The 15810-nt window shown below is 33.4% G+C and carries 19 protein-coding genes and 1 pseudogene; 12 read left to right on the forward strand and 8 right to left on the reverse strand.

Going from position 1 to position 15810, the window contains the following annotated elements:
* Window positions 1-118 precede the first annotated feature (118 nt).
* Complete coding sequence (locus tag FKR84_RS03310) at window positions 119-433, reverse strand: hypothetical protein (RefSeq protein WP_141420770.1); 315 nt, start codon at window positions 431-433, stop codon at window positions 119-121.
* 345 nt (window positions 434-778) lie between these two features.
* On the opposite strand from FKR84_RS03310, the gene FKR84_RS03315 reads away from it, so the two are divergent.
* The 6 genes and pseudogenes from FKR84_RS03315 (at window position 779) to FKR84_RS03340 (ending at window position 4769) form a co-directional block, all read left to right on the forward strand.
* Window positions 779-1888, forward strand: a complete 1110-nt coding sequence (locus tag FKR84_RS03315; RefSeq protein WP_141420771.1) for an alkene reductase — start codon at window positions 779-781, stop codon at window positions 1886-1888.
* A gap of 57 nt (window positions 1889-1945) precedes the next feature.
* Complete coding sequence (upp, locus tag FKR84_RS03320) at window positions 1946-2605, forward strand: uracil phosphoribosyltransferase (protein ID WP_141420772.1); 660 nt, start codon at window positions 1946-1948, stop codon at window positions 2603-2605.
* Window positions 2606-3028, forward strand: a complete 423-nt coding sequence (locus FKR84_RS03325; protein WP_141420773.1) for a hypothetical protein — start codon at window positions 2606-2608, stop codon at window positions 3026-3028.
* A 31-nt stretch (window positions 3029-3059) separates the two neighbouring features.
* A complete protein-coding gene (locus FKR84_RS03330) occupies window positions 3060-3581 on the forward strand; it encodes a DUF6155 family protein (RefSeq protein WP_141420774.1) in 522 nt (173 codons plus the stop codon).
* Between the two features lie 290 nt (window positions 3582-3871).
* Window positions 3872-4297, forward strand: a pseudogene (locus FKR84_RS03335) (phage tail protein).
* 22 nt (window positions 4298-4319) lie between these two features.
* A complete protein-coding gene (locus FKR84_RS03340; protein ID WP_141420775.1) occupies window positions 4320-4769 on the forward strand; it encodes a phage tail protein in 450 nt (149 codons plus the stop codon).
* A 198-nt stretch (window positions 4770-4967) separates the two neighbouring features.
* Here the strand turns inward: FKR84_RS03340 and FKR84_RS03345 are convergent, their stop codons facing one another.
* Complete coding sequence (locus FKR84_RS03345; RefSeq protein ID WP_141420776.1) at window positions 4968-5531, reverse strand: DUF4251 domain-containing protein; 564 nt, start codon at window positions 5529-5531, stop codon at window positions 4968-4970.
* A 26-nt stretch (window positions 5532-5557) separates the two neighbouring features.
* Window positions 5558-6139 (reverse strand): DUF4251 domain-containing protein, encoded by a 582-nt coding sequence (locus FKR84_RS03350; RefSeq protein ID WP_141420777.1) that lies wholly within the window; start codon window positions 6137-6139, stop codon window positions 5558-5560.
* A gap of 122 nt (window positions 6140-6261) precedes the next feature.
* Between FKR84_RS03350 and FKR84_RS03355 the strand changes: the two genes are divergently transcribed.
* Window positions 6262-6462 (forward strand): hypothetical protein, encoded by a 201-nt coding sequence (locus tag FKR84_RS03355; RefSeq protein WP_141420778.1) that lies wholly within the window; start codon window positions 6262-6264, stop codon window positions 6460-6462.
* Window positions 6463-6475: 13 nt separating this feature from the next.
* On the opposite strand, the gene FKR84_RS03360 is transcribed toward FKR84_RS03355, so the two are convergent.
* Together FKR84_RS03360 and FKR84_RS03365 are read right to left on the reverse strand one after the other, a co-directional pair.
* Complete coding sequence (locus tag FKR84_RS03360; RefSeq protein WP_141420779.1) at window positions 6476-6928, reverse strand: universal stress protein; 453 nt, start codon at window positions 6926-6928, stop codon at window positions 6476-6478.
* Window positions 6929-6984: 56 nt separating this feature from the next.
* Window positions 6985-7644, reverse strand: coding sequence for a hypothetical protein (locus tag FKR84_RS03365; RefSeq protein ID WP_141420780.1), 660 nt, complete (start codon window positions 7642-7644; stop codon window positions 6985-6987).
* Window positions 7645-7801: 157 nt separating this feature from the next.
* Here FKR84_RS03365 and FKR84_RS03370 point away from each other — a divergent pair, with 157 nt between their 5' ends.
* Window positions 7802-8632, forward strand: a complete 831-nt coding sequence (locus FKR84_RS03370; protein WP_141420781.1) for an OmpA/MotB family protein — start codon at window positions 7802-7804, stop codon at window positions 8630-8632.
* Window positions 8633-8771: 139 nt separating this feature from the next.
* On the opposite strand, the gene FKR84_RS13300 is transcribed toward FKR84_RS03370, so the two are convergent.
* Window positions 8772-8918, reverse strand: coding sequence for a hypothetical protein (locus FKR84_RS13300; protein ID WP_233357648.1), 147 nt, complete (start codon window positions 8916-8918; stop codon window positions 8772-8774).
* Window positions 8919-9141: 223 nt separating this feature from the next.
* On the opposite strand from FKR84_RS13300, the gene FKR84_RS03375 reads away from it, so the two are divergent.
* Both FKR84_RS03375 and FKR84_RS03380 read left to right on the forward strand, forming a co-directional pair.
* Window positions 9142-9570, forward strand: a complete 429-nt coding sequence (locus tag FKR84_RS03375) for an FKBP-type peptidyl-prolyl cis-trans isomerase (protein ID WP_141420782.1) — start codon at window positions 9142-9144, stop codon at window positions 9568-9570.
* A 226-nt stretch (window positions 9571-9796) separates the two neighbouring features.
* Window positions 9797-10663: a sigma-70 family RNA polymerase sigma factor gene (locus FKR84_RS03380; protein WP_141420783.1), complete on the forward strand. Its 867-nt coding sequence runs from the start codon at window positions 9797-9799 to the stop codon at window positions 10661-10663.
* 77 nt (window positions 10664-10740) lie between these two features.
* Here FKR84_RS03380 and FKR84_RS03385 read toward each other — a convergent pair whose 3' ends face one another.
* Window positions 10741-11694, reverse strand: coding sequence for an aldo/keto reductase (locus FKR84_RS03385; RefSeq protein WP_141420784.1), 954 nt, complete (start codon window positions 11692-11694; stop codon window positions 10741-10743).
* Between the two features lie 4 nt (window positions 11695-11698).
* Complete coding sequence (locus FKR84_RS03390; RefSeq protein ID WP_141420785.1) at window positions 11699-12427, reverse strand: SDR family oxidoreductase; 729 nt, start codon at window positions 12425-12427, stop codon at window positions 11699-11701.
* 172 nt (window positions 12428-12599) lie between these two features.
* Between FKR84_RS03390 and FKR84_RS03395 the strand changes: the two genes are divergently transcribed.
* Together FKR84_RS03395 and FKR84_RS03400 are read left to right on the forward strand one after the other, a co-directional pair.
* The gene (locus FKR84_RS03395) at window positions 12600-13367 is read left to right on the forward strand and encodes a DUF1206 domain-containing protein (RefSeq protein WP_141420786.1); all 768 of its coding nucleotides are present in this window, start codon (window positions 12600-12602) and stop codon (window positions 13365-13367) included.
* A 141-nt stretch (window positions 13368-13508) separates the two neighbouring features.
* Window positions 13509-15809 (forward strand): transglycosylase domain-containing protein, encoded by a 2301-nt coding sequence (locus tag FKR84_RS03400; RefSeq protein ID WP_141420787.1) that lies wholly within the window; start codon window positions 13509-13511, stop codon window positions 15807-15809.
* The last annotated feature ends 1 nt before the right edge of the window (window position 15810 follow it).

Below are 15810 nucleotides of genomic sequence, written 5' to 3' on the forward strand. Positions count from 1 at the left end.
AAAACTCCCGTGAGAAATAAAAAACAATCTTATTATAAAATTCAATATAAATAAAATAACCGTTTAAGCTTTATACCTAAACGGTTATTTTTAAAAAGTTTTCAAGATTTTTTAGTAGTTAATCGGCGCTGTTATCTTCTTCTAATTTATTGGTATTGCCGCCTTTGCTGTAAAAATCATTTTCTTCGTCGCGCAATTTTGAATCTTCTTTATTCCTTTTGGCACGTTCTTGCCCAGGAATATCTAAATCTTCTGCGGCAAAATCTGGGTTGCGTTTTCTTTCTCTTAAAAACTCGTCGTCGCCGCCATCTTTATGAACGTTTTCTTGGTTTAAGATCTTTTTTTCTTGCTCTGTAATTTCAGAGTTGTACGGATCTTCCTTTTGATTTTTACTCTCTTTAGCTTTACTATTTTCTTTCTTTTGCTCGCTCATAATTTTTTATTTTGAAGATAAAAACTTAAGTCGTAACCACATAGCATTTAACATATTTTAAAACTTCTTTCTTTCCGTAAAGAGCTAATAAATAGATTAATTTTTTCCGTTAAACGGAAATTTAAATGCGCTAGAATTATAAAACTAGCTTTAAATTACTTTTTATCCGCTTTACTTTCCGTAAAGAATAGCTTCAAAATCAGTAAAAAGAATAACTATTTTTAAACGAATAGCTTTACGGAAGCTAAAAATGCCAACGTTTTTAAATTTTACCATTTATTTAAACTTAGATATAGCTTTGTCTGGCGCAACTTTTTTAATTTTGAAAACAAAAATTAAAATACTATGAAAGAAAACGCCGTATTAAATAGTTACGACCTAAACGGATTATTTTTACCAAATCGTGTTGTAATGGCGCCAATGACGCGAAGTAGGGCAGAGAACCCCGAGAAAAAAGCAACGGCAGAATTGCAAGGGAAATATTACCAACAACGAGCCTCTGCAGGCTTAATTATAGCCGAAGGTTCTCCGGTTTCTTCGCAAGCAATTGGGTATGTAAACGTGCCGGGAATTTACACCAAAGCACAAACCCAAGGTTGGAAAGAAGTAACAAAAATGGTGCACGAAGAAAAAGGACGCATCTTTTTACAACTTTGGCATGTGGGCAGAATTTCTCACCCAGATTTTCATAATGGCGAAAAACCTTTGGCGCCTTCTGCTATAAATCCGCAAAGCCAATCTTTTACGCCGCAAGGTTTTAAAGACACGGTTACGCCAAAAGAAATGAGCAAAGAAGATATTAAACAAACTGTGGCAGATTTTAAAAATGCAGCCATAAATGCAATGGATGCTGATTTTGATGGAATAGAAATTCACTCTTCTAACGGCTATCTTTTTCATCAATTTTTTAATAATTTTTCCAATAAGCGCGAAGATGAATACGGCGGAAGCATTGAAAACAAAGCGCGTTTCTTTTTTGAAGTTTTAGATGCCGTGGCAGAAGTGATGCCGCAAAATAAAATAGGAGTGCGGTTTAATCCTAGTTTACACGATATATTTGGAATGAAAATGGACGAAGAAACCATTCCGACATTTGAATATATAATCAAAAAACTAAACGATTATAATTTGGCGTATGTGCATTTGTCAGAACCTTTTAATGACGTAAGCAAAGTGCCGCACGCGATTACTAATATTGCCAAGCATTTTAGACCAATTTATAAAGGTACTTTAATGATTAACACCAATTTTGATTTAGAAAAAGCTAATGAGGTAATTAAAAGTGACGACGCAGACTTGGTGGCTTTTGGCAAACCCTTTATTTCTAATCCAGATTTGGTAGAGAGATTTGCACAAAATGCCAAATTAAACAATTGGGATAAAGATACTTTTTACACCGGCGGAAAAAAGGGTTATTTAGATTATGAGCGGATGCAGGAAAAAGTAAACCAATAATATTTTTTTACAGCGCATAATTAGCCAAAAAGATTTCTTATTTTTGAAAAAAACCTTATGAAAGTTCACCATTTACTGGAAGAAAACAGTCTAGCTACCAAATTTGTGTCAGAATTACGCGATGTAGATAGACAAAAAGACGCTATGCGTTTTCGTAAGAATATAGAACGTATAGGCGAAATTTTAGGTTATGAATTGAGTAAATCCTTATCCTATTTTCCTAAAGAAATAAAAACACCTTTAGGCAACGCAACGCATCAATTACCCAAAAAAGATGTGGTAATTTGTTCTATTTTGCGTGCCGGATTGCCATTGCATAATGGTTTATTAAATTATTTTGATTGGGCAGAAAACGCTTTTATTTCTGCCTATAGACATCATCCTAAAGAAGACGAAGAGTTTGAGATATTGGTAGAATATCTAGCTTCGCCATCTTTAGAAGATAAGACGTTAATTTTGGCAGATCCTATGTTGGCAACCGGTAAATCTTTTGTAAACGTTTTAAAAGCTTTAGAAAAGATGGGGAAACCTAAAAAAATACATTTGGTTGCCGTAATTGGCGCCAAAGAAGGTTTGAAGTTGGTAGAAGAAGAGTTTCCTGAAAACAGCGAATTATGGATTGCTACAATAGACGAAAAATTAGATAAAAACGGCTATATCGTACCGGGCCTTGGCGATGCGGGAGATTTGAGTTACGGCTCTAAAATGCAACATTAATTGAGCGCGGTAGCAAAAAATATAATAGGAATTCTTTTAGGCATTTTTGTTGGCGGCTTGGTAAATATGAGCCTAGTTTTAATAAGCGCTTCCCTTATTACAGAAACCGCCGGTTTTGATATAACGGGAGCCAGCGGTTTACAAACAATTCCTGATTTGTATGAAAGTCCGCAATTTTTATTACCCTTATTGGCCCACGTTTTAGGAACATTTATTGCCACTTTGCTTAGCGTTTTAATTGCAGAAGATAACTTGTTTAAAGTAAGTTTTATTACAGTTCTGTTCTTCTTTGGTGGTGGCATTGTAAACGCAATTAGCGTCCCGGCCCCAACTTGGTTTATTGGTTTAGATTTGGTGGTAGCCTATTTTCCTGCTGGTTATTTGGGGTATCTTTTAGGAAAAAAAAGAAACAAGAATGTGTGAGCAATTATCTATTTTTTAAAAGCTTTACGGAATGAGTAAGCGCCAATTAAATGCCTATTTAAAAGATTTATCAAAAGAAGAATTAGAAGAACAGGTTTTAGATCTTTATCAGCGGTTTAAACCGGTAAAGGTTTTTTACGATTTTGTGTTTAATCCGCGGGAAGAAGAGTTGGTGCGAAAGGCTAAGTTTAAAATTTCTAAAGAATATTTTCCAGATACAAAGCGTAAAGCAAAAACCCGACGATCTGTTGCGCAAAATGAAATTAAACATTTTAGACAATTGGGGGTAGAACCGCATTTAACAGCAGATTTAATGCTTTTTAATATAGAAATTGCCCAAACCTATGCCGCAGAACAAAACAAATTAAAAGAAGCGTTTTGTAAAAGCATGTTTAAGTCTTATGAAGAAGCCGTGAAATATATTACCAAGACGGGAATAGTAACGGAGTTTAAAAAACGTTTACTTAAAATTGCAGATACCACCGAAAAACAAAAATGGCCAAATGTTTATAGGTTTGAAAAAACTGCAATGCAGTTTCAGGAAATGCCTTAGTATTCGTTTAAGTTTTTATAAATCTTATAGTAAAAAACCACTTTGAGAGTAAGGTTTTTTACTGAACTTTTTAATTATACGAGCTTAAAAACCGTTCGAATTACACCCAATAAGAGAAATTGAATTTTACGCAATCTATTAGAAAATCTGGCATTGCCCAATAATAACTATACAGATAGGGAAGAGGTGCTTTTTGAAAATAGCCTCTTTTATAAATCAAAATAAGTAGTAAAGTAAATTTATTTAGTATATTTATAATCAGTAACTTACAAATTTATAAATTAAATAATATGGACTATCCTTTGGTTAATTTTCATTTTCAGGTAGAATGGGGTGGTACGCGTATAGGCTTTACGGAAATAACAGGACTTTCTGCAACGCAAGAAATAGTAGAATATAGAGATGGTGCCTCAAAAGAATATGCAACTCAGAAAATTCCGGGATTACGCAAATATTCTTCTATTGTTTTAAAAAGAGGTGCTCTTAAATAAGATAACGAATTGTTTGAATGGTTTAGTACTGTACGACTAGGCAATGTAGAAAGACGAGATATCACAATAAGTTTATTAAACGAAGAACACGAACCAACTATAACATGGAAAATAAAAGGTGCTTGGCCGGTAGCTATTAATTATGCAGAACTAAATGCGATGAAAAGTGAAGTTTTTATTGAACGTTTAGAGATTGCTCACGAAGGCTTCAACGTTCAGAATTAATGAAAAATCATTTTTAGTTATTATGAATTATCCGCCTTTAAATATGCATTTTGTTGTTAAATTCAAGCACAAGGAGTTTTCTAAAGATATACATTTTCAATCTGTTAATGGTTTAAAAGCAAGCATCTGTAAAACCGAAGAATCTAAACTAGAAAAAGTGCATTTTGAGAATTTAGTTCTTAAACGAGCTTATGAGCCAGATTCGCGCTTAATTGGTTGGTGTATGAACAGAATTAACAACCATAAAACACAAGCTGTAAACCTTGTAATAAGTCTTTTAAATTCTGAACATAAAATGCTTAGCGGTTGGATAATAGAAAAAGCAATTCCCGTTTCTTGGAGTGTAGAAGAATTACACGCGCAAGAAACCAGAATTTTAATTGAAAGAATTGAACTGGAATATAAATTTTTTGAAGTACTAAATAGTCAAGGAGAAATAATAGCTCCAAAAGAAAAAAAGAGAATTAGGTAATAATTATTTTATGCTACTATGAATAGTTCACGAATAATCAATTTTGTTTTAGTATTATAGTTTGTGAATGAAAACACAGATTGGTTGTAAAATAGCACGAAAGATGTTATTCACCATTTTATTCAGCTAAACATATTTGTACTATAATTTATATTATGTAAAATAGAATAATTCCATAAAGAGAAAAATAACTTCAAACTAATACTCCTCTGTTTTTAAGGCTGTCGCTTTTCCACGGTAAGCAATACGATCACGATTGCTGCTATTTATATTTAAAACACTACCGCCGCTATTACTTATATACAAAATAACCGAATAATTTTCATTGCTTTCTTTTTGGTCGATGCTAAAACTAATTTCTGTTTGTCTTTTTTCTGTATCGTAAACCATCGAATAATTTTTGGGAATCCCGCTAAATTCTATGGCTCCTAAATTATCGCGCATGCTAATACCTTGTCTGCTTCCAAAATATGGTAAATACGCTTTAATACTGTCTCCTTTAATTTTTAGATAGTTCTTAGATGCTGTTAACGATATATTTCCGGCGGTATTGCCAGCACCCAGCATTCCTTGCACAGATAATTGCTCTAAAGCACGATTAAATTTTGGCTCTGCAGAATTAAAACGGATTGCTATTGTTTTGTTTTCGATAAAATCCGGACGCTGTTGCGGAAGATTTTGCGTGCTTGTACACGCACTAAAAAAAACACTAGATGATAGCACGATTAATAATAGGCTAAGATTTTTCTGTAAAAGATTCATTTAGTATGCTTTTTTCAGATTAAATTTTAATGTTTTCCTGTCTCTAGTTCGTACTTTTTAGTAGTTCTGCTTAAACTTTTGGCTTTTCCAAAATACTGAATGGTATTTCTTTCAGAACTGCTTATATTCAGTAAACTATTACCTTTGTCGTGAATATAAATTTTTGCATTTAAGATTTCGTCACTATTAATTTGTTTAATGTTAAATTCAATTTCTGTACGATTTTTTCTTGGGTTATATGTCATTTGAAATTCTTTTGGAATTCCTTCAAATTCTATAGAACCTAAAGCATTAGCACTTTTTTTACCACTACCCTTACGATAAAATGGTAAAAATCCAGTTATGCTATCGCCTTTAAACTTTATAAATATTTGTGAATTTGAAGCAACTGAAATGCTATTAATAACATCATTATTTGTGAGTGTTCCTTTAGCAGATAACTTACTTGAAACCCTACTATTTGGAGTTAAAACCGAATGAAAATCTATTCCAATATTTTTATTCGCTATAAAATCTGGTTGGTTATTTATTTCAAGATTTGTGGTTTTACAACTTATTAAACTCCAAAAAAATAGAATTGCAATCAAAAAAGTAAAAAGGTTTTTCATAGAAGATTGGTTATTACACACTACAAAAAATTAAACATTCCTTAACGAAATAATAAAAAGCTACGTTAAATCGGTTTTTAATTTCTATAAATATATGTAATTTTCAGTAAAAACAGCAGATTATGCCTAAACGTATTAGATTATTCTTACTCGTATTTTTTATAGTGGGTATTGCTACCTTTATAATGTATTATATTGCCAGCAACTCTATTTGGGATTCTGTTTTTCTAAGTCTTATTGGCGGGACAGTAGTTGGTAGTATTATTAGCTTGGCTTTACCTTTTATTTCTAAACAAAGGCAAAAACACAAAAACCAAGATTAGTTATTGCGTAAATTTACTTTTTTACCGGCACCATAAATACTGGTATTGTGGTATTTTCTAAAACTTTAGTAGCCTCGGTTCCCATAAATAGTTTTTCTAAAGTGCTGCGGCTATGCGTGCCCATTACTACTAAATCTGCCTTCCATTCTTTGGAATACTTTAAAATTTCTTCGGCAGTTTCTCCTACTTTCAATTGGGTTTGTATGTTTTTTCCTAAATGTTTGGCAGCTTCTTCTACATAATTTTCGGCTACTTTTTTTATCTCCGATTGCATTTCCATATTCAAGGCTACATTATAACTGTCGTATCCTAAAAAGGTAGGAAATTCTACTCCATAATATTTTGTTTCCGTGAAAACGTGCAACAAACACACCTCTGCATTCATTTTTTTAGCGAGCTCATAACCGGCTTCTGCTACTTTTTCTGAAGATGGATGATAATCTATTGCTATTAAAACTCGTTGCATAGTTTTTAATTTTTGCCCCTCTCCTATTTGTTTTACTAAAAATTATAGAGGGAAAATTACTCTTCTTTTATTACTATCATAGAGGCTTTAAAACCGGTTGCCAAATTCCATTGGTTAGAAGAAATTACCGTTCCTTGATCGTCCAATACTTTAAAAGCCGCTGTATTTGGTCCGCTAGAACCTTGATTTAAAGCTTCTATTTCAATCTTATTAAAACCTTTTTCCAATTTTATAAAAACGCTTTTAAAAGAGCCTTCCAAAAAGACTTGGTCTAAAGCTACTTTTCCGTTTACAATTATGCGCACCAAATCGCCATCTACGGCTTGATGATCGCGACATAATAATTTTACATTGGCTCCGGTTGTTCTAAACTCTCCTAAATCTTGGTTGCGTTTAAACTGTTCTATATTGCGTTTGCTTTCTTGTTTCTTTAAATATTTAGGATCAAATTTTTGATTGGGCTCTATAAAACCTTCATTTTTGGTTATGTCTAAAGTTTCATTATTACTTTCTAAACTTCTAGAAGTATTTCTAGTGCTGTAAATGCCTTTATTGGTTTTAGATAAACTTGGCGTAGAAGTAGAAAAACCGTTCATATTGGTAGATCTACCAAACATACTACCACTAGTAGTTGTGTTAGAATTATCTAATTGTGCATAACTTATTACCGGCAAAAAGCCTGCAAAAATTCCGAATAAAAAAACAATTTTCTTCATAATATAAATTTACAGATTATTTCTTAAACAAAAACCCCACCAAACAATAATACGACCAATTTTCTTTTAAGGATTATTAACAAAAGTATAAGATTTCATAAGTACTATTTACTGAATATATTGAGTTATTTAGCACTAACCATTAAAAAAATTCACTATGAAATCTAAAATTGCACTAACCGCTGTAGCCTTGGCTATTGTAACAAGTTCTTGTGTTTCTAAGAAGAAATATACAGAGCTGGAAACAGAATTAGACAACACGCGCAGCACCTTGATGAAAACCCGCGTAGATAAGGAAGAATGCGAAGAAAAATACGCAAAAATTCAAGACCGGGTTACAGAGTATTACGCAAAGATTAATCGTTTGCAAGAAGAAAACGACGAAAAATTAGAAATGGTAGAAGACATTGGCGCTATGTCTAAAAAATCTAAAGATGCAATGCGTAAAACTTTACGGAATGTAGATTCCGAAAAGCTTGCAGGAGCCAAAACTTTTAAAGATTCTGTAGATTTGGCCATTTCGTACAATTTAACCAAATCGCTATCAGATGGCGACGACGGTATTGATATTGATGTAAACGAAACCGTAGTACAAATTACCATCTCAGACGAATTATTGTTTAGAAGTGGTAGTTATTGGGTAAACCCGAAAGCGCATAAACTACTTGGTAGAATTGCCGAAGTTATTAAATCTGAACCGGCAATGGAGGTTTTGGTAGAAGGCCATACCGATAATAAAACCATTGTAAAAGATTCTTATTTAGAAGATAACTGGGATTTAAGTGTGAGACGAGCCACGTCTATCGTTCGTTTATTGCAAGATAAATTTGATGTAGACGGCCAGCAGCTAATCGCTTCAGGAAGAAGCAGCTATAAACCAGTAGCAGACAACGGCAACGCAGACGGAAGAGAGAAAAACAGACGTACGCGTATTGTAATCTTGCCAAACTTAGATAAGTTTTTGGCTATGTTAGAAAGTTCAGAATAATAAAAATTTTTCTTTACGGAAGAAAGGGATAGTTCAAAACGAACTATCCCTTTTTTTAGTTTCAAAATAAAAATTCCGCGTAAGCGATACTATTTTTTACCCTCCTCCAATTGAATTAAAGATTAGGTATGAAAATTTTTTACCACCATTCCATATAAAATCCGGAAGCAATCACGCCGCCGGCCAAAATTATTAAGACTACAATAATAAGGCCTGCACCAATTTTTGTTTTCTTATTATCTTTAAGAATATAATCTTCTTTTTCTTGTCTGTTTTCTTTTTTCATAAATTTTTTATTGAAGTTAGAAAGCCAAGATAAATGCTTTTTTTTAACTTTTACAAAATGTTAAGACCCTATGTTCTAAAAAAAATGTTAAGCTTTATCCAAAATTAGAAGAAAACGGACTTAACTACTTGGTTTTCAATTTTAATCTTATAGTTTTGCAAAGCGTTTTCAAACAGCTGTTAAAAGGTTGTACGCATATTTATTAAACTGAAAATTAAACTCTATGAGTCAAGTTAAAAAAGATGACACCGTTAAAGTACATTACACAGGAAAACTTACCAATGGCCAGGTTTTCGATAGTTCTTTAGAAAGAGAACCAATCGAGTTTACCGTGGGCGGAGGACAAATTATTCCGGGACTTGAAAACGGTCTTATTGATATGAAGGTAAACGAAAAGAAAACCATAGAAATACCTCAAGCCGAAGCTTATGGCGATGTAAAAGATGAGCTTTTTATGGAAGTTCCTAAAAGCCAATTGCCACAAGAAATAGAACCGGAAGTAGGAATGGGCTTAGTTTCTAAGAATCCTGATGGTAGCGAGCGCCAATTGCGTGTTGCCGAGGTAAAAGATGAATCTATCTTAGTAGACGCTAACCACCCATTGGCTGGACAAGATTTGGTTTTTGACGTAGAAGTTATGGAAATCAAATAAATTGTACGTTATAACTACTTAAAAAATCACGAGCATTTTTTGTTCGTGATTTTTTTAGTTTTATAACTAAACTATGAAACCTTTTAATTTTTTTAGAAAAACACAAAATTGACGTATTTTTTTAAAGAATAACGCATAAAAGCATTTTATTGTAAGTTTATTTGGAATTCTCGTCTAATTTACGTATAATGAAAACTGTGTTAATTTACAAAAACAGCCTATATACATGAGACAACTTAAAATTACGAAACAAGTTACCAACCGAGAATCGAAATCTTTAGATAAATATCTACAAGATATTAGCAAGGTAGATTTAATTACAGCCGAGGAAGAAGTAGAATTGGCACAGCGTATACGTGAAGGAGATCAAGTAGCGCTGGAAAAATTGACAAATGCTAATTTACGATTTGTGGTTTCTGTTGCAAAACAATATCAAAATCAAGGTTTAAAACTTCCAGATTTGATTAATGAAGGAAATGTAGGCTTAGTAAAAGCTGCCAAACGTTTTGATGAAACCCGTGGTTTTAAATTTATATCGTATGCTGTTTGGTGGATTAGACAATCTATTTTACAAGCGCTTGCGGAACAATCGCGAGTGGTAAGATTGCCGCTTAATAAAATTGGCGTAATTAATAAAATAAATAAAACTTTTTCGCATTTAGAGCAAAGTTTAGAGCGCCCACCTTCTGCAGAAGAAGTTGCAAAAGAGTTAGATATGACTATTTCGCAAGTTAAAACTGCTATTAAAAACTCCGGAAGACATCTTTCTATGGATGCGCCGTTTAAAGAAGGCGAAAACGATTCTAATCTTTACGATGTTTTGAGTTCGGGAGAATCTCCTACACCAGACGATCAATTAATGTTAGACAGTTTAAGCATAGAAATTAATCGCGCGTTAGATACCTTATCTACTAGAGAGGCAGATGTTATTCGTCTTAATTACGGTATTGGCAACCAACCCGCAATGACTTTGCAAGAAATTGGCGATACGTTTGATTTAAGCCGTGAGCGCGTGAGACAAATTAGAGAAAAAGGAATTAGAAGACTTAAACACCAATCTAAAAATAAGATTCTTAAAAAATATTTAGGTTAAGGTAATTTGTAATATATAAAAAAAGGCTATCAGATAAAATAATCTCGATAGCCTTTTTTATGCTTAATTTTTGAGTTTTACTTTTTACTTACTTGATCTAAAACCCCCATTTCTTGTTCAGAGAGTTCTAGTTTTACAGCTTCGGTAAAAGCGGTTAAATGTTTGCTTTTTGTAGCACTGGCAATTGGCGCAGTTATCCCCGGTTTTTGCATTATCCAAGCCAAAGCAACGGCAGCATTAGAAACTTGGTGCGTTTTTGCAATTTCGTCTAATGTATCTAAAACTTGTAAACCTCTGCGATTGAGATATTTTTCTACAAAATCTTTCCGTTTTTGACCTTCAAAATCGCTTTCTTGCCTATATTTTCCGGTTAAAAAACCGCTGGCCAAAGAAAAGTAATTGGTTACGCCCAAGTCATTTTCTACACAAATTTCTTTTATTTTACCTTCAAATTTATCGCGTTCTAATAAATTATATTCCGGTTGAAAAACTTGGTATTTAGGTAAATTTTCATTTTTTGCAGCATCTAAAGAAGCCTGTAAACGCTCTGCCGAAAGATTGGAAGCTCCAATATAACGTACTTTTCCATCTTCTATTAATTTTTGATAAGCAGACAGAGTTTCTTCTACCGGAGTTTTATTGTCATCCCAATGCGTGAAATATAAATCTAAATAATCTGTTTTTAAGCGCTTTAAGGAATCTTCCACAGCAGTGAAAATATGTTTTTTACTAATATCTTTATCTCCACCTTGCTGCATACTGGAGCCAACTTTGGTAGCCAATACAATTTTATCACGGTTGCCGCGCGATTGCATCCACTCTCCTATTATTTTTTCGGACTCTCCCCCGCTGTTGCCTTCCGCCCAACGCGAATAAACATCTGCGGAGTCAATAAAATTAAAACCCATTTCAAAAATCTCGTCTAAGATTGCAAAAGATTCTTTTTTATCTAGGGTCCAGCCAAAAACATTTCCGCCAAAAACAATAGGCGGCGTTTTTAAATCGGTTTTTCCTAATAATTTATAGTTCATAAAATTACTTTTTGGGAGGTTGAGAAGGTCTAATTTCCACTTTACTTGGTAAGCTTCGTTTATTCATTTTAAATAAATCTACAACCAGCTCACCCAAATCTTCTTTTTGAATTTTCCACGCATCTTTTTCTTTATTGTTTTCGGGATCGTTACCATTAAAATGTGTACTAACAGAACCCGGCATAATTGTAGAAACGCTTATACCTTCTTGGCGCAAGTCTAACATTACTGCTTGTGTAAAACCGGTTAAACCAAATTTACTAGCATTGTATGCAGAGCCGCCGGCAAAGAAATTTGTACCTGCCAAGCTAGAAATGCTTATAAAATATCCTTTAGATTTTTTAAGTTCTTCTAACCCGGCTTTTACCGTGTAGAAAACACCGGTTAAATTGGTATCTATAGTTTCGCGCCATTGTCTATCTGTTATTTCTTCTATATTGCCGTAATGACCAATTCCTGCATTGGCAATAACAAAATCTACGCTACCAAATTCTTCGGCAGTTCTTCTTATGGCTTCTTCTTGGTCTACCAAATTGCGTACATCTGCTTTTAAGCCCAGAGCTTTAGCAGAATTATTGCTGCCTAAATTAGTTGCTGCGTCTTCAGCTGCTTGTAACGACCTGCTGGTTACAGCAACATTTACGCCTTCATTTAATAAAGCTTCTGCAATTCCGTAACCTATACCTTTACTACCACCGGTAATAAAAGCTGTTTTTCCTTTTAAATTGTTCATTTTTAAATTTTTCTTGAAAATAAGAATTAGTCTTTAAATTTTTGCTTTTAAACAGAGGTTTGACAAGTTTTTAACGTATGCATTATTAAATGTTAAGTTTTTCTGATTTTAAAAAAATAATCCATAAAAAAATTTACCTTAGCATTCAAAATATCATAAAAAAACCAACAAAATGGATAGTAAATATAAAAAAATTGCAAAAGTAGGATTTGTAGCTAAAGGAAGTATTTACATTATAATTGGTGTTTTAAGTTTATTAACGGCTTTAAATTTAGGCGGACAAATGAGCGGAAAAACACAGGTGTTTGAATGGATACAAAAACAAGCTTATGGTCAAGTACTGTTAATTGCAATGGCGCTAGGATTAATTGCTTATGCTTTTTGGCGTTATATAGAAGTAACACAAGATCCCGAAGATATTGGCAACGACAAGAAAGGTATCTTAAAAAAAGTTGGTTTTGCCGTAAGTGGTTTATCCTATATTGCTTTTGCAGGCATTGCCATAAAAGCGGTAATTAGCAGTCAGTCTTCCGGTAATAGTAGTTTAATAAAAACCTTGGGTCCTACTGTTGCCAGTATAATTCTCATTATTGTTGGTTTAGGTTTGTTGGCCAAAGCAATTTTTCATTTAAAAAAAGTTTTTGAGAAAGATTTTTTAGATGAATTTGCTATACAAGATTTAAAATATTATAAATTACTAAAAAACCTGGGGTATTTTGGTTTTACAGCAAGAGGATTGGTTGTTATGCTTTTATCATATTTCTTTTTAAGAGCCGGTATAAGCTCCAGAGGCGATAAGGAAATTAAAAGTTTAAGCGATGCTTTTTCATTTCTAGAAAATTCTGATTACGGAATGTATTTGGCTGGTTTTGCCGCGGCAGGTCTGTTGTGCTATGGTTTGTTTGTTTTAGCTATGGCAAAATTTAAAAAATTCAGTTAAACTTAAAATGCAATCTGTTTTTGTACTTTACGGAATTTAAAGCGTTTAGTATAACTATAAAAACATGTTAAACATCTGCGAAAGCCTAATCTTTTTATCGGTTGTATTTCTATTTTTGCAGTCTATTTTTAATTGATTTTTATGCTAAAATTTCTGAAAAACAAATGGGTAAAAAGAATAGGTCTTTTTATAAGTTTACTTGTTGTTTTATTTTTTGGTTTTTATGCAAGTATATTTTTTGGTTTTTGGGGAAAAGTAGCCAGCTCAAAAGAATTAGCCAATTTAAAACAAGCCCAAGCCACCCAAATCTTAGCAGATAATGAACAATTAATAGGTAAAATTTACACGTTTGACAGACAGTCTGTAGGTTTTGAAGATATTCCGCAGCACTTAATAAATGCGCTTATAGCTACAGAAGATGCCCGATTTTACGAACACGATGGGATAGACAATAAAAGCCTTTTACGTGTGTTTTTTAAGACCATATTATTATCAGATAAATCTTCTGGAGGTGGCAGTACAATTACCTTGCAATTAGCAAAAAACCTTTACGGAAGAAAAGACTACGGTTTTTTGAGTATTGTAATCAATAAACTAAAAGAAAGCATAATTGCAGAGCGTATTGAAGAAATATATTCTAAAAACGAAATTATAGCGCTTTATTTTAATACAGTTCCCTTTAGCGATAATACCTACGGAATAGAAAGTGCCGCACATAAATTTTTTAATACTTCTACCAAAAACCTATCGCTCTCGCAAGCGGCTACTTTGGTGGGAAGTCTAAAAGCCAATCATAGTTATAACCCAAGATTATTTCCGGAAAGAAGTCAGTTGCGCCGGGATGTAGTTCTGCAACAAATGGTAAAATACGATTACCTACCTGCCGCAAAGGCCGAAAAGATAATGCAACAAAAAATAAAATTAGACTATCATTATTATACGGCCAATTTAGGCTTAGCGCCTTATTTTAGAAATCGGGTAAAACAGCAGGTAAAAGCAATTTTAGAAGAAGAAAAGATAAAAAAACCAGACGGCAGCGCATACAGTTTATATACAGATGGTTTAAAAATTTACACTACTCTAAATGCAGAAATGCAAGCTTACGCGGAAGAAGCAATGCGCGAACATATGCAAAAATTACAAGAGCAATATGAGAATGCATATTCTGCCAATGCCCCGTGGAAAAACAAAGCACTTTTAGCCGAAGCCGTAAAAAAATTGCAACTCTATAAAAAAATTGAGAAAGAAGGTTTTACCGAAAATGAAATTCAGGATAGTTTACAAAAAACCAAAGAAACCGAACTTTTTGGCTGGGAGAAAAATACGGTAAAAAATGTTTCTACCATAGATAGCCTGGCGCATTATTTAAAGTTTTTAAATACCGGAATGCTTTCTGTAGAACCTTCTACCGGCGCAATAAAAACCTATATTGGCGGGATAGATTATAGGTATTTTCAATACGATCATGTTTGGCAAAGTAAACGCCAAGTAGGTTCTACTTTTAAACCTTTTGTATATACCGCAGCCATAGAAAACGGAATGGATGTTTGCACCCACTTTCCTATAAAAGCCGTAACCTATACAGATGTAGATAATTGGACGCCAACAAACGCTTCTAACAAATATGACGAAGATTTAAACTACTCGTTAGAGTTTGCGTTAAGCAGATCTATAAACACGATAGCGGTTAAAGTACTGAATGAAACCGGTATAGAAAATGTTATTTCTTTAGTGCAAAAAATGGGAATTGAAGAAGAAATAAAACCGGTTCCTTCTATAGCCTTAGGATCTGCCGATATAAAGCTTATAGAAATGGCCAAAGCCTACTCTACTTATGTAAATAACGGAAAAGCATCGCAACCATATTTCATTAAAAAAATAGAAGACAAAAACGGAAATTTACTGGTAGAATTTGAACCGGAAGTATTTGAAAAACAGGCATTTTCTATTCGAACAAGGCAAATAATGTTAGAAATGTTGCAAACTACGGTAAATGAAGGTACTGCCAAAAGATTGCGCACCACGTATGGTTTGCACAATGCTATTGCCGGAAAAACAGGAACTACACAAGACAATAAAGATGGTTGGTTTGTGGGCATTACCCCAAAACTGGTAAATGTGGTTTGGGTTGGCAACGATAACCATAAAATTGGCTTTAGCTCTACCGGATTGGGACAAGGCGCTAATTCTGCTTTACCAATTTTTGCGAAGTTTATGCAAAAACTAAATGCCGATAAAGAATTTAATAGCTACACGCACGCCAATTTTGAACCTATACCAAAAAGTATACAAGAAGAATTAGATTGCGAACCAACCGAAAAAGATGGTTTTTTTAAACGATTATTCGGTAAAAAAGAAAGAGAAGAACAGCAATTTGAGGAAGAAAAAGAAGATAAAAATGGCGGTATCTTCTCTTTCCTTAAAGGGAAAAAAGACAAATAAA

Source organism: Haloflavibacter putidus, assembly GCF_006546625.1.
GTDB classification, from domain to species: domain Bacteria; phylum Bacteroidota; class Bacteroidia; order Flavobacteriales; family Flavobacteriaceae; genus Mesonia; species Mesonia putida.

What these genes read in the sequence shown, in the direction of transcription:
- FKR84_RS03345 (WP_141420776.1), bottom strand. Translation starts at nt 5,531, where the DNA reads ATGAATCTTTTACAGAAAAATCTTAGCCTATTATTAATCGTGCTATCA.
- FKR84_RS03360 (WP_141420779.1), bottom strand. Translation starts at nt 6,928, where the DNA reads ATGCAACGAGTTTTAATAGCAATAGATTATCATCCATCTTCAGAAAAA.
- FKR84_RS03395 (WP_141420786.1), top strand. Translation starts at nt 12,600, where the DNA reads ATGGATAGTAAATATAAAAAAATTGCAAAAGTAGGATTTGTAGCTAAA.
- FKR84_RS03375 (WP_141420782.1), top strand. Translation starts at nt 9,142, where the DNA reads ATGAGTCAAGTTAAAAAAGATGACACCGTTAAAGTACATTACACAGGA.
- FKR84_RS03390 (WP_141420785.1), bottom strand. Translation starts at nt 12,427, where the DNA reads ATGAACAATTTAAAAGGAAAAACAGCTTTTATTACCGGTGGTAGTAAA.
- FKR84_RS03385 (WP_141420784.1), bottom strand. Translation starts at nt 11,694, where the DNA reads ATGAACTATAAATTATTAGGAAAAACCGATTTAAAAACGCCGCCTATT.
- FKR84_RS03355 (WP_141420778.1), top strand. Translation starts at nt 6,262, where the DNA reads ATGCCTAAACGTATTAGATTATTCTTACTCGTATTTTTTATAGTGGGT.
- FKR84_RS03350 (WP_141420777.1), bottom strand. Translation starts at nt 6,139, where the DNA reads ATGAAAAACCTTTTTACTTTTTTGATTGCAATTCTATTTTTTTGGAGT.
- FKR84_RS03400 (WP_141420787.1), top strand. Translation starts at nt 13,509, where the DNA reads ATGCTAAAATTTCTGAAAAACAAATGGGTAAAAAGAATAGGTCTTTTT.
- FKR84_RS03310 (WP_141420770.1), bottom strand. Translation starts at nt 433, where the DNA reads ATGAGCGAGCAAAAGAAAGAAAATAGTAAAGCTAAAGAGAGTAAAAAT.
- FKR84_RS13300 (WP_233357648.1), bottom strand. Translation starts at nt 8,918, where the DNA reads ATGAAAAAAGAAAACAGACAAGAAAAAGAAGATTATATTCTTAAAGAT.
- FKR84_RS03330 (WP_141420774.1), top strand. Translation starts at nt 3,060, where the DNA reads ATGAGTAAGCGCCAATTAAATGCCTATTTAAAAGATTTATCAAAAGAA.
- FKR84_RS03315 (WP_141420771.1), top strand. Translation starts at nt 779, where the DNA reads ATGAAAGAAAACGCCGTATTAAATAGTTACGACCTAAACGGATTATTT.
- FKR84_RS03340 (WP_141420775.1), top strand. Translation starts at nt 4,320, where the DNA reads ATGAATTATCCGCCTTTAAATATGCATTTTGTTGTTAAATTCAAGCAC.
- FKR84_RS03365 (WP_141420780.1), bottom strand. Translation starts at nt 7,644, where the DNA reads ATGAAGAAAATTGTTTTTTTATTCGGAATTTTTGCAGGCTTTTTGCCG.
- upp (WP_141420772.1), top strand. Translation starts at nt 1,946, where the DNA reads ATGAAAGTTCACCATTTACTGGAAGAAAACAGTCTAGCTACCAAATTT.
- FKR84_RS03370 (WP_141420781.1), top strand. Translation starts at nt 7,802, where the DNA reads ATGAAATCTAAAATTGCACTAACCGCTGTAGCCTTGGCTATTGTAACA.
- FKR84_RS03380 (WP_141420783.1), top strand. Translation starts at nt 9,797, where the DNA reads ATGAGACAACTTAAAATTACGAAACAAGTTACCAACCGAGAATCGAAA.